This is a genomic window from Planctobacterium sp. R6 (assembly GCF_055755215.1).
The window spans coordinates 1-12,807 of record NZ_JBVTQY010000024.1 but is presented as its reverse complement, the minus strand read 5'-3'; the positions used below and the strand labels follow the sequence as shown (position 1 = coordinate 12,807).

Sequence of the window (12,807 nt, the reverse complement as noted above, 5' to 3'; positions counted from 1 at the left end):
AACGCAATTTACAATTGATCCGTTGGCTGACCTACCTGATGTTCATGATGTTTGCCATGACCTCAGATTCGGTGGGTGAAATCATCAAAGAAGTAAAACGGGAATTTGATGTCAATAACACCCAGGCCAGTCTGATGCACTCATTGTTTATGGTGGGTGTCGCCTTTTCAGGTTTGTTTCTGGGCTTTTTGGCCGATAAGTTTGGGCGCAAAAAAACCATCATTCTGGGACTGGCACTGTTCGCGGCGTCCTGTTACCTGTTCTTGTTAGGCACCTCATTTACCTTCATTTTGGGCCTGATCACCATTTCAGGTTTGGCAGTTGGCATATTTAAAACTGCCGCACTGGCGCTGATTGGCGACATTTCTACCTCCACAAAAGAGCACACCGGAACCATGAATGGCGCCGAAGCCTTTTTTGGTGTTGGCGCCATTATCGGGCCACTAATCGTTGCCTGGTTAATTCGCGAAGGGGTGGACTGGAAGTGGCTTTATGTTCTGGCCGGAGCCTTGTGTACCTTGCTGATTATTATGGCCTGGAAAGCCGATTATCCCGACCACAGCCAGGGGTTAAAACCAGACGAACCCATTGATGTTAAACGCAGTCTGCTGCTGTTAACCAACCCTTATGCAATGGGCTTTTCGGTTGCAGCCTTTTTATATGTCGCTGCCGAAAGTGCCATTTACGTCTGGATGCCCAGCTACCTGGTGTGTAACGCCTCAGATCTTACTACCACTTTCGACTGTTACACCGAAGGCCCGGAAAAAATGCTGGCCATGTACGCGGTATCGGCGTTTTTCTCCCTGCGGGCGCTGGGACGTTTTGTGGGTATCTGGATGATGCAACACTTTAACTGGGCGGCTGTCATGCTGATGTTCAGTTTGGCCATCTTAGTCTGTTTTCTCGGCGGATTATGGGGTGGGCCACCACTGGCTGTATTTCTGTTTCCCTTGTCCGGCATTTTTATGTCGGTTATCTACCCCACCATTAACTCCAAGGGCATCAGTTGTTTTCCAAAACACGAACATGGCACCGTCGCGGGCGTCATTTTGTTTTTCACTGCCGCCGGTGCAGCGGCCGGTCCGCTCATTATGGGTATTGTCAGTGATGCCAACGGCGGCGACGCCAGATACGGCTTTATGGTGGCCGCGGGATTCACCGCCCTGCTGTTTTTTGGGTTTTTATACAATTATCTGCGTAATCCCACCGAAGAGCGACTCGCGGAAATCGAACGCACTGAATATCAACACTAGTTTAGCAACTGCCTGAGAACGCGTTTCCGGCAATTTACAGGATCTGATTTAATGACTGAATACTTCGCCGTTATCGAGGCCGGTGGTACCAAATTTAACTGTGCCATCGTCGACAAACACCGGGACATCGCGGCGTCCATCCGCATCCCCACTACCACACCAGAGCAGACCCTGTCTGCTTGTGTGGACTTTTTTAATGAGCAAAAGCAAGCTGGCCTGTCATTTTCCCGAATGGGAATAGCAGCCTTTGGTCCTTTGGATCTCAAACCCGACTCGCCCACTTTTGGCTATATCACGGCCACACCAAAACCCCACTGGAGCAATACGCCGCTGAGTCAGGTATTGTCGGAGGCACTTAACTGTAAAGTTACACTGGATACCGATGTCAACGCTGCCGCCCTGGCGGAATATCGCTGGGGTGCCGCACAGGATTGCGAAGTGGTGGTGTATGTCACCATAGGTACCGGAATCGGTTCAGGTATTGTGATCAATGGCAAACCAATCCACGGCCTGATCCACGCAGAAGCCGGTCATATGATTATTGGTGAGATAGACGGTATTAAAGGAGTATGTCCGTTTCACGGCAGTTGCGTTAGTGGCTTAGCATCAGGCTATGCCATGTCACAAATCTGGCAACAGCCGGCTGAAACCTTGCCTGACGATCACCGGGCCTGGCAGATTCAGGCCCAGGTGCTGGGCACTTTTTGTCACAATCTTTTGTTGAATTACAGTCCGCATAAGATTGTGTTGGGCGGGGGTGTTATGCATAAGCCGGGGCTGCTGGAAGACGTACGCAAATACACCGAAAGCAGCCTTAATCAGTACCTGACACTGCCCCATGGTGTGCAATTTGGGGATCTCATCTGCCAGCCCGGTCTTGGAGACAAATCCGGATTGTATGGTGCCCTGGCATTGCTACAACAGTGATGACCGGATTTTGCCAACCGGTACGTTCAGGGAAATGAAGTTAGCGGCTAAAACGCCGCTTTGAGCTTTTCCACCATGGCCATATCAGAATCAAGACTGGCCGCCAGATAAAGACTGGTACTCAACCCTTGTGGTTGGTACCAGGCCCGGATGCGATCAGGGTCATAGCCTTTTTGCGCCGCGATAATCTTAATAATCTCTTTATTAACCAACAATCCATCGATCAGCCCTTTGTACAGCAACTCTGCCAGTTCGTGTAAATCGCTGCGGATCACAAAGTGCTCGTCTTCTGTGAATCCCTGCTGATTCAGCCAGTCGTGGATTACGTCATTGCGCACCGTTCCCAGTACCCACTGTTTAGCATCTTCTTTGGAATTAATCTGGATTTCTTCGCGATCGGCAAGGGCCACGAAACTGAATTGAATTTGCCCGAGTGGACCAATCCAGTGAAACATCTGCTCTCTGGATTGATAACGGGCCATGGAAAAAATAAGGGTATTTTTGCGGGACTGAGCCAGATCGTAAGCTCTCGCCCAGGGGAACACCTCGATAGGCGCATCAATGCCGGTACTTTCCAGTAATGCCCTGACTTTGTCGATTGCGGGCCCGGCCAGCAAGCCCTGCTCCTTCACCTGCAGTGGCGGCAATATCTCGGTGACCACGCGCCAGGAATGAGATTCTGCGCCGGCAAACCCAATGCTGACGCTTAAGGTGAACATCACCCCAATCAGGCCCCTGACGATTCCTGGTATTCTTCTGAACCCATGTCCGCTAACCCGAAATGCTGTCACCAAACCTCCAGAGAATGTAAAAAATTGGCTCCCCAGTAAAGGTAGTCGAAAAGTCAATTTATACCAACCGGTCAGGATTTTATCTGAACAAACCGGTGCCGTTTAAATTTCCTTTGGCAATGAAAGTAGTTATTGACTAAGCTGGTCCATGACGCTAATGCCAAACAATAACTAAAGCGCAATATAATGATAGCCAGTCAACTTGAAATCATTGAACAGGGTAAATATTACCTGAAAAAGTTAAGCGACGAGCAGTACAATCACGTCCCCAAACCACTGTTTAACAGCAGTGCCGGAGCGCATATGCGCCATGTCATCGACCACTATCTCGCGTTGATACAGGCAACGGACAAAGTCATTAACTACAATAAACGGCACAGGTTTGGCGAATCGGAAAACCACACCGCAGCTGCGCTGCAACAGCTGAGTGACATTGCCGACTGGTTAAACCAACTCACCAAAACAGATTTGCAGCAAACGGTCAGTGTTATTTCAGAAATATCGGTCAGTACTCAACAAGATTACGCCGGCGAATCAACCCTGGGCAGAGAGCTGGTATTCGTTTCCAGCCATGCAGTGCATCACTATTTTTCACTGAAGCTCATTGCCCGCTCTCAGGGCATAACCTTGAGTGATAGCTTTGGTGTTGCCCCGGCCACCGCCAGCTTTCAGCGCAGCGGTATAGCCGGTTAAAGATGATACGCTTTGAACGCGTCCCAGCCATCAGCCAAATACTGCCTGCCGGCTTTGTCCGGCATTTTGAGCAAGTCCACGCATAACAACAAACCCGGTGTACCGGCAAAGTTATCATCCAGGCCCAGGCAGTAAAACTGAGCACCCAGTTTTTTGTAGTGTTTCACCAATACCGGGACGTCTTTGGCGTCTGGCTCCAGGGTTTTTAAGAAGGCTGACAGGTGCTCCTGTAACGAATACTGCTGCGCAAACTGCGCCAGATCCGGGTGTAAGGGTTTATCCCAGGGAGTCCTGGCTTTTACCGAAGTCAGTGGCGTAACCAGAGCCTTTTCCATCAGCGAAATACTGCGCTTGTCATACAATTTGCTTAATGAAACCGTTCCGTATAGGCGGCGATATTGTGGGAACTTGCTGGCAAAAGCACCGATACCACGCCACAACAAATAGAGGCCATAATAACTGCGCTGATATTCCGGGATCAGAAACGACCGGCCCATTTCCAGACAGGGCGCTTGCCGGTTACAGAAGTCAGGCGCAAATTCAAACATCTGTGACAAATACAATCCGTCGACACCACTGTCTGCCAGCAATTTATCGGTTTGGCCCATGCGGTAGGCACCAATAATGCGCCCTTCTTCACGATTAACAATAAACAGTTGAGTATAAGTTGCGTCAAATTTGTCGGTGTCCTGCGGCTCTCCGCTACCTTCGTTGTGCGCTCTGAATACCCACTCCCGCAAGCGTGCTATCTCCTGCACTACGGCGGGGATTTGCGCCTGAAAACCGTAATACACGTCAAACTCTTTGTACGCCACCAGGTGTTGTTCCGCTGGCAGGTTGGCAATTTGGGCCAGAATTTCTTCAGCGCAGATAGCTGTCGCCAGGGGTTTAAATTGAGCGCTATCAGTTTCAGGCCAGGCCTGATACCAGGATTTAGAGCAGGTTATACTCAGACAACGGGCCAGATCAGCCTGCTCCTGAGGCCCTTTGTTGGCCGCCAGCTCAGCCGCTTTAAGTGGATTTCCCGCGCGTAACTGCACCTGACTTCGGGTTTTATTGAGCAGCTCCCTGCCCAGAAACAACATGCGCAATGGATAATAAATAGCTTCAATACGGTAAAACAGGTCACTGTTTTGCCCTTCCACCCAGACAGGTAAAAATTGCGCCTGGGCACTGTGTACCAGCTTTCCAACCAGGCGGTTCCAGGGATGTTCTACCACGCGATTTTGTTGCCGATCTTTATAGCTGACTTTACCGGAGGGAAATAACAACAAGGCACCACCAGACTTTACATGGGCCATACTGCTGCGCAGCGATGGCCCATTGCGGGGGTCACGTTCCGACAGCGGATTAGTGAAGATAAAATAATCCTGAATTTCTGCAAATATTTGCAGGCCGACATTCGCCAGTACCTTTAAATCGGGCCGAACCTGACTGATCAGGCGCGCTAATATGACCCCTTCCAGTCCACCAAATGGATGATTGCTGGCAATCACCAGGGGGCCAGAGGGCGGAATTTTGGACAACAATTCAGCGTCCCCTTCAAGCACAATATCCAGCACTGACAATAACTTATCAGCAAACTCCTGCTTTGACAGGCCCTGCATCTGATTGTCTTCGTACAGGCGCTGCATTTTGGCTAAGCCCATAATCTTATCAATCAAACGAATCGGTAGAATAATGTGCGGTTTTTGCTTTTCGGCAGGCAGCAAAGAGGCCAGACTGATTTGGGCGGTCATGTTATGAGTGAGCTAACGCGTAAAATTGCATATAATGACGGGTAAGACCAACATTGGCACACTTTTCTGTCAGAAACCATAGCGTCAGGACAAAATCCCGGTATCAGGATGTCCGGCAAGTGTCAATTTGGTTTATACAACCGATAATAAAACCAACAGGTAGCTTTAGATATACTATCAGGACTTTACATGACCCATCTCACAATCACGACCCCAGACGACTGGCATTTACATTTCAGAGACAACGATATGTTGGCAGAAACGGTGCCTGCAACTTCCCGTTGTTTCAGCCGCGCCATTGTTATGCCGAATCTGGCTCCCCCGGTAACCGATCTGAATTCTGCCAATGCTTATCGCGAACGCATTGAATGTGCGATCCCATCGGGACAGGCGTTTACGCCATTGATGACCTTGTATCTAACCAACAGCACAACTCCGGAAATCATCCAGGAGGCAAAAGCTGGCGGTATCCTGGCCTCTAAACTCTATCCGGCCGGCGCCACTACCAATTCTGAGGACGGTGTTTCTTCGTTGCAAACCCTGTATCCGGTTTTTCAGGCAATGTCGGACTGTGGCATGTTGTTGCTGGTACACGGTGAAGTAACCGAATCCCATATCGACATATTTGACCGCGAAAAAGAATTTATCGGGCAGCACCTGTCACAGATTGTCAGAGACTTTCCTAAACTGAAAATCGTGTTAGAGCACATCACCACCGCTGATGCGGCTGAGTTTGTGGCCAATGCCGGCGACAATATTGCCGCCACAATTACGCCACAACATTTGTTGCTCAACCGCAACGATTTGCTGGTAGGTGGGATTAAGCCACACAATTATTGCCTGCCGGTGTTAAAGCGCAATACTCACCAGCAAGCGCTGCGGGCCATGGTGCAATCCGGAAATTCCAAATTCTTTTTGGGAACCGATTCAGCCCCTCATGAAAAGAGCAAAAAAGAAAGCGATTGCGGTTGTGCCGGTTGCTACAGCGCCTGGAGCGCCATAGAGCTATACGCGCAGATATTCGAAGACCTGGACGCACTGGATAAACTGGAAGGCTTCGCCAGCCTCTATGGTCCGGATTTTTACGGGTTACCCAGAAACAAGAGCAGTATTACCCTGGTACAGGAAAACTGGACCGTACCGGAATCCATTATCCTGCCCAATGGCAACCCCATCGTGCCCTTCTTTGCCGGGCAGGAACTGCGCTGGAAACTACAAACAGCTTAAAGTAAACGACATTGCAGCCCCTTTGGCAGTTAAATCGCTTTTGGGGCTAGTTGGTTAGCAAGATTGCCGAAAGCGGCAAAACAAAGAACAATCCTAAAATATAAGCCAGGCCCCATGCCTTTCTGTCTGCGACTTTTAAAGACAACTGATGGGAAAACAAAATCGGCAATTCTCGTAAGTATTTGACGCCATAAATAAGCAATACGCCCAGCACATTGTAGAGCAAATGCACCAGGGCAATTTGCAACGCAAATCCCGCGTTGGCTCCGGTAACCGCCAGCGCTGCGATCAGCGCGGTGATGCAGGTGCCGATGTTCGCCCCCAAAACAAACGGATAAATATCCCGATGGGTCAGCACATTGGTACCCACTAAAGGTACAATTAACGAGGTTGTTGTGGAGGAGGATTGCACCAGCACCGTAATAAACGTGCCGGATGCGATACCACTAACCGGCCCTTTGCCGATACTGCTGTGCAATATATCTTTTGCTTTGCCGACCATCAGCGCTTTCATGGTTTTACCCATAAAAGTAATCGACAGGATAATTAAACCAACGCCCAATATCGCCATAATGGCCCCGGCCCATAGATCCGGTAAAAAAGCTAAAGTGTTTTTTAACGCTTCTGCCACGGGTTTGGTAATGGCTTTCAGCGGATTAAAACCTCCCAGTGAAAATCCCCCTCCGACATACAACACATCCATCAGCAATCCACTTAACCGTTCCAGCAGATTAAAGGCGATTTCCAGTGGTAAAAAGATGACCACACTTAACAGGTTGAAAAAATCGTGAATGGTGGCCGAAGCGAACGCCCGTTGAAATTCTTTTTTGTCGGCAATGTGTCCCAGACTCACCAGAGTACTGGTAATACTGGTGCCGATATTCGCCCCCATAATCATCGGAATAGCAATGGTGATGGGCAATCCGCCGGCGACCATGGCAACAATGATCGATGACACAGTACTGGAGGACTGAATTAAAGCTGTACACACCATCCCAATGATCAAGCCCAAAACCGGATTAGATGCGAACTCAAACAATTCTCTGGCATGATCTCCGGTGGCTAACTTAAACCCCGTGCCGATCACGGTAACCGCAACTAAAATGCCATAGACCAAAAGTAGCAACAGTGCCCAGTTTTTAGCATTTTTAGAAGACTTGCCCAGCAGCGCCTGGGTATTTTTGTGCGGCTCGTGAGCCGTAGAGTGCATCATCAAATAATCCAACCAAACGTCAGTTAATTTTTTCCAATGGGTGTACAGATAAAATTGCTGATGGCCAGTTCTGCACCCCTGATGGTTTTCACCGCCGACAGCGGCCTGGGTGAAACTCCCACATTTGTGTTGCATTCTTATGAAAGTTGCTAACTTTTGATAATTTGGCCGCCCTGGCAGCAAATATTTGTTCAGATTGCTAGTTTCGGAGGGAGGAAGTGCGCTATCATTCGCATTTTTTCCACAGCGTAAAACCGAGGTATACATGGCAAAAGTTGCGATCGTAATGGGCTCTAAATCTGACTGGCCCACTATGCAAAAGGCGGCGTTAATGTTACGGGACCTTGAAGTCGAATACGAAGCTCAGGTAGTGTCAGCGCATCGCACCCCCAATTTACTCACCGAGTTTGCAGAAACTGCAGCCGACAATGGCATTGAAGTCATCATTGCCGGTGCAGGTGGTGCCGCACACTTACCGGGTATGATTGCTGCCCACACCCATTTGCCCGTATTGGGTGTACCGGTGCGCTCCTCGCAGTTAAGTGGCCTGGACTCATTATTGTCTATTGTACAAATGCCCAAAGGCGTTGCGGTAGGCACCCTGGCAATTGGCGAAGCAGGTGCAGCCAACGCTGGATTATTTGCTGCGCAAATGCTGGCCAATAACGATGCCAATCTGCGAGACAGAATCAAAGCTTTCCGCGAAAACCAGACAAAAACCGTACTGGAACAAGGTAAACTGGAGTTATCCGAATGAAGGTGCTTGTTTACGGCGGCGGGCAGCTGGCCCGCATGATGTATTTGGCCGGGTGTCCTCTGGGCATTCACGTCAGAGCCGTCGACGTGAACAAAGATCAGGTAATCAACCCTATCAGTAAAGCGCCCAGCACAGTTTCGTTGCAGGAAGCCATCGACGATGCCGATGTGGTCACGGCGGAATTTGAACACGTGCCGGAACACCTGTTAAAACTGGCTGATGAATCCGGCAAACTAAAACCCAGTATCGCCGCCATCCGCACCGGTGCTGACCGGGTTAAAGAAAAAGGCTTGCTCAGCGAACTGGGGATCGCTACCAGCGAATATCAGGTCATGCGCAACGTCAGTGAGTTACCGGATATAGTGCAAAAGCTCAACACGCCGCTGGTACTCAAAGCCAGTCGTGATGGCTACGATGGCTATGGTCAGTGGCGGTTAAAACAGCCTGATGACATCGCGGCCTTAGCGCAAACACTGAGCAAACTGGATTTGCAAAATGTGCCTATTATCGCTGAAAAGATGATTAATTTTTCCCGCGAAGTGTCACTAGTTGGGGTGCGTTCAGAAAAAGGCGAATTTGCCTTCTATCCACTGGTGGAAAATCACCACCACGAAGGGCAGTTACACCTGACCCTGGCGCCCGCTCCTGAAGTATCCGAAGCGCTACAGGCTCAGGCCCAGGAGATCTTCGTAAAACTGGCTGAAAAGCTGAATTATATCGGGGTGTTGGCGGTTGAATTTTTCCAGGTTGGCGAACAACTGCTGGTAAACGAGATTGCTCCCAGAGTACACAACTCTGGTCACTGGACCATGCAAGGCTCGGACACCTGCCAGTTTGAAAATCACCTGCGCGCAGTGTGCGGGTTACCACTGGGTTCAACAGAGGTACGCTCAGCGACAGCAATGGTCAATATCATCGGTTGCGGTAGTTTTAGCCGGGATATGCTGGCCATACCCGGGTGTCATATCCACTGGTATGGCAAATCCGCCAGAGCCAAACGCAAGTTAGGACATTTCAACATCAGCGCCAAAAACAATCAGGATTTGGCGGCGCGTTTACTGGACCTGGCAAAGCACCTGCCACAAGAAAGTTTCCCGCTACTGGAAGCCGAAGCACAAAAACTACAAAAATATTAAACGCTTTATTCTGTTTCTGCTTGACAAAAAAAAGGGCGCCGCTACAATGGCGCCCGCTTTGTTGCTCAGCAACATTGCAAAAAGGTTTTAGTGTGCCGACTTAGCTCAGTTGGTAGAGCAACTGACTTGTAATCAGTAGGTCGCCAGTTCGACTCCGGCAGTCGGCACCATTCCTTCCCTTTTTGCAAATCTCGAATTCATCTAATTTAATTTATCTGATTTAACCGTCCCTGGTGCTTCGCCCAGCTCGACGTCCACTTGTCTCGCGTTCATCCCTAAAATAGCTCCAGGTATTCGCTATTTTTATACGGGATTCACCCATGAGACTCACCGCTTCGCGGCCATGCTAAAGCATGTTCAACTTTGTTCCAGACAAAGTTGTCCGGCAGTCGGCACCATTCCTTCCCTTTTTGCAAATCTCGAAACTATTTCCCATACTTTTCTACAAAGCCATTCAGTTGTGATACTGAGCGTATAACATGCAGTTTTTTGTTCGCTGATTGTTGTTTTATTCTTTGTAAAAAATCATCGTTCCAAAATCCGGGACAAAGCTTCAGCACCTTAAAGCTTTCCAGTGTTCCCTTTAATACCGAACTCCCCTCCGGCCAACCTTCAGGCTTAACAAACAAGCCTTTGAAAAAGCGCTTAATTACCAACCAATAGGTAACCGTGTAGGGCAAATCGATATAAATTAAGGTATCAGCCGCTTGCAACCTTCGATGAAAAGAGTGCAATGAATTCATGGGAGCGAACCCTTCAATGATCCAAGACTCAGAATCCAGAATGGCGTCATGGCGTTGTTCGTAATGTTCACGACAAACTTCTTCGCCATTCGCTTGATACAAAATAGAATCCAGCGCATACAAAGGGATGTCTGTTGCCGTCGCCAACTTTTTACTCAAGGTTGATTTACCATTAGCGGGTTTACCGAATACTGCGACTTTTTTCATCCTGACTCCTCTCTTTAGAATATGACCCCGGAGGCAGAAACAACAAACCCGCCTCCTGGGCGGGTTTGTTAAATTATGAAGACATCACAAATCCCACCATTCCTAAGGAATGATGATAATAATGCTCACTGTGTGTTGCGAAAGATTTGTGTTCATTGGGTTATCCTGCTGTACCAAGCGCTTTTAGTCAACGTCCTAAAAGATTTTCAACCACATGAGATGTAACATCTCTTTTCAGAGTAGAAAATAACCTTTATTGATTTACAACTTCACAAGTTAAGTCATTATAATTTTCGCATTTAAATATTTTCCGCTGATGCAATAAATCAACAGGGATATTTACGTTGATTAATTTACTTATTGTATTTGCATCATTTTCACTGCTTTTAAGTGGTGTTCCACAATACAGCAGCATGTAGTCGCCATTAAACTTTTCAGAATCAACAAATGTATCGCATCCTGAATATTTTAGTTGCTCAGGTAACCCTTTAATCCCACTTTCACCAGAATTCGTTAGCTGAGTTGGGCCTGCACAAAACCAGAAGTTAGCAGAATTCATTTTGCAAACAGCAATCTTTTCAACTTTACATAAGCTTCCGTCTATATCGGTAAAGTCATTACACCTTTCAGGTATAGTATCATCTTGATTTACATTTACGCTTTCTTCGTTCTTATATGTAGGTGTACCTAAAACGATTTTCATAACCTCAGGATTCATTTCCGTTTCAATATCGTTACTATTTGAAGGAGATTTTGAAACCCTCTCTGGAGAATGATTTTGAATTGATTCTTTTTCAGTATTCGAGTTGCTACTTTTTGGGAGAATTACACTAGTTTCGCTTTTCTTTGGGTTTTGAAGCTTGGCTTGTTGAAGAAGAATCTTTTCTTGCTCAAGATTACGCTCTGATAACGTTGCATTTGCGTTAGCCAAAGCGACATTAGTTACAGCTAACGTATTTAAAAAAGCTTCACCCCAGCTATTTTCAGAATCTTCTCTTAGCTTCGCTTCTTTTTCACTGGCAATGATCCTTTCCTCAGATTTCAAAGTTTCTACACGGTTTTCTTCCCAATCAGTTTTATTCTGAGATGCAACGACAGTAGAACCTTGGCGGACACTTGCACATGAAAGGATTAAAAAGCTTACCAGGATTCCAAAAATTATATTTTTTAGCATATTTCCTCCATGCGCCTAAATTACGGAATAATGAGTTTGTTTTCTATTCGAGGTAAATCACCAACTTCATCAGTATAAATTAGGAATTGCCATTGACCATCTTCTTCAATAAGGATAATTTCATGCTTTTTTAAACTTTTATCTATAGAAGCTTTATATAGTGCAGCCTTATCAAACTTTTTGTCATAGTCTATAAGATCGGTAACTATTACACTTCCCATCATTCCAAGACCCTTTTTCATCAAGCTTGCTGCTTCCTCTAATTTTGGGTCATCAACGCTATCTACAGGAACCAATCGATAAATAAAAATAGCCTGTTTGTAAAAATCTAACGACAAGGATTTAGCCTTTTCCGCTCTTTTTTCATGCCCAAACCTAGGATTATCAAAATGATAGGAAACCTTATATTCTCCAAATTGCTGTGACGCATAAGGCGCGTACGCGTAAGAGTATCGAGCTAAATTAGGTGCGTTTGAGTATTGTTCTAAAGTTGCATCCTCAATAGATACACACCCACTTAAAAGTAAAAATGTCATTGTCCATATCAACTTTTTCATATTTTTCCTGTATTTTTATTTTTTACAAACACATGCAACTATAACAGCACATGCATATTATTTTTAATAAAAAACGTTGAGGTTGTGTTCGAAGTCCGGACAAATCACGCCCTTTCGCGAGATAAGCCGATAGGGCAGAAAAAACCTGAAGATGGGCAACAGGGATGATGAGATGAACACCTCTTGTTGAATCGGCGTCATTTTTTACGCCATTATTGAATTGCGAAGTTCAACAAAAACAAAAGGTGTTCAAAATGAAAGTTACCCTAATAGGTATTGATCTAGCAAAAAATATTTTTCAGGTTTGCGGTGTAAATCAGGCTGGGAAGCAAGTGTTTAATAAGCAAGTGAAACGAACAAAATTGTTTGAGTTTCTCGCAAACTATCCTG

General features: G+C 47.0%; 12 protein-coding genes, 1 tRNA gene and 1 pseudogene. 8 read left to right on the top strand and 6 right to left on the bottom strand.

The features are described 5' to 3' along the window. Positions 1 to 38: 38 nt before the first annotated feature. Together AC0J20_RS14950 and AC0J20_RS14945 are read left to right on the top strand one after the other, a co-directional pair. Positions 39 to 1,253, top strand: coding sequence for an MFS transporter (locus tag AC0J20_RS14950; RefSeq protein ID WP_473022324.1), 1,215 nt, complete (start codon positions 39 to 41; stop codon positions 1,251 to 1,253). A gap of 51 nt (positions 1,254 to 1,304) precedes the next feature. Further along, complete coding sequence (locus tag AC0J20_RS14945) at positions 1,305 to 2,180, top strand: ROK family protein (RefSeq protein ID WP_473022279.1); 876 nt, start codon at positions 1,305 to 1,307, stop codon at positions 2,178 to 2,180. Positions 2,181 to 2,227: 47 nt separating this feature from the next. Here AC0J20_RS14945 and AC0J20_RS14940 read toward each other — a convergent pair whose 3' ends face one another. Next, a complete protein-coding gene (locus AC0J20_RS14940; protein WP_473022278.1) occupies positions 2,228 to 2,971 on the bottom strand; it encodes a substrate-binding periplasmic protein in 744 nt (247 codons plus the stop codon). Positions 2,972 to 3,157: 186 nt separating this feature from the next. On the opposite strand from AC0J20_RS14940, the gene AC0J20_RS14935 reads away from it, so the two are divergent. Next, the gene (locus tag AC0J20_RS14935; protein WP_473022277.1) at positions 3,158 to 3,664 is read left to right on the top strand and encodes a DinB family protein; all 507 of its coding nucleotides are present in this window, start codon (positions 3,158 to 3,160) and stop codon (positions 3,662 to 3,664) included. Here the strand turns inward: AC0J20_RS14935 and AC0J20_RS14930 are convergent. After that, complete coding sequence (locus AC0J20_RS14930; RefSeq protein ID WP_473022276.1) at positions 3,661 to 5,403, bottom strand: lysophospholipid acyltransferase family protein; 1,743 nt, start codon at positions 5,401 to 5,403, stop codon at positions 3,661 to 3,663. The genes AC0J20_RS14935 and AC0J20_RS14930 overlap by 4 nt on opposite strands. A 189-nt stretch (positions 5,404 to 5,592) precedes the next feature. Between AC0J20_RS14930 and pyrC the strand changes: the two genes are divergently transcribed. Continuing rightward, positions 5,593 to 6,630: a dihydroorotase gene (gene pyrC, locus AC0J20_RS14925; RefSeq protein WP_229530113.1), complete on the top strand. Its 1,038-nt coding sequence runs from the start codon at positions 5,593 to 5,595 to the stop codon at positions 6,628 to 6,630. A 46-nt stretch (positions 6,631 to 6,676) separates the two neighbouring features. On the opposite strand, the gene AC0J20_RS14920 is transcribed toward pyrC, so the two are convergent. Continuing rightward, positions 6,677 to 7,840: a Na/Pi symporter gene (locus AC0J20_RS14920; protein WP_473022323.1), complete on the bottom strand. Its 1,164-nt coding sequence runs from the start codon at positions 7,838 to 7,840 to the stop codon at positions 6,677 to 6,679. Between the two features lie 268 nt (positions 7,841 to 8,108). Here AC0J20_RS14920 and purE point away from each other — a divergent pair, with 268 nt between their 5' ends. From purE to AC0J20_RS14905, 3 genes are all read left to right on the top strand, one after another. After that, a complete protein-coding gene (gene purE / locus AC0J20_RS14915; protein ID WP_229530112.1) occupies positions 8,109 to 8,600 on the top strand; it encodes a 5-(carboxyamino)imidazole ribonucleotide mutase in 492 nt (163 codons plus the stop codon). After that, entirely contained in the window at positions 8,597 to 9,736 is a 1,140-nt protein-coding gene (locus AC0J20_RS14910) for a 5-(carboxyamino)imidazole ribonucleotide synthase (protein ID WP_473022275.1), read from the top strand. Before purE ends, AC0J20_RS14910 begins: the two co-directional genes overlap by 4 nt. 94 nt (positions 9,737 to 9,830) lie before the next feature. After that, positions 9,831 to 9,906, top strand: a tRNA-Thr gene (locus AC0J20_RS14905). 255 nt (positions 9,907 to 10,161) lie between these two features. On the opposite strand, the gene AC0J20_RS14900 is transcribed toward AC0J20_RS14905, so the two are convergent. The 3 genes from AC0J20_RS14900 to AC0J20_RS14890 form a co-directional block, all read right to left on the bottom strand. Next, positions 10,162 to 10,686 (bottom strand): P-loop NTPase family protein, encoded by a 525-nt coding sequence (locus AC0J20_RS14900; protein ID WP_473022274.1) that lies wholly within the window; start codon positions 10,684 to 10,686, stop codon positions 10,162 to 10,164. A gap of 253 nt (positions 10,687 to 10,939) precedes the next feature. Further along, complete coding sequence (locus AC0J20_RS14895) at positions 10,940 to 11,860, bottom strand: hypothetical protein (RefSeq protein WP_473022272.1); 921 nt, start codon at positions 11,858 to 11,860, stop codon at positions 10,940 to 10,942. Between the two features lie 20 nt (positions 11,861 to 11,880). Further along, positions 11,881 to 12,417, bottom strand: a complete 537-nt coding sequence (locus AC0J20_RS14890) for a hypothetical protein (RefSeq protein ID WP_473022271.1) — start codon at positions 12,415 to 12,417, stop codon at positions 11,881 to 11,883. Between the two features lie 254 nt (positions 12,418 to 12,671). Here AC0J20_RS14890 and AC0J20_RS14885 point away from each other — a divergent pair. Next, positions 12,672 to 12,807: pseudogene (locus AC0J20_RS14885) on the top strand (IS110 family transposase); the annotation flags it as partial.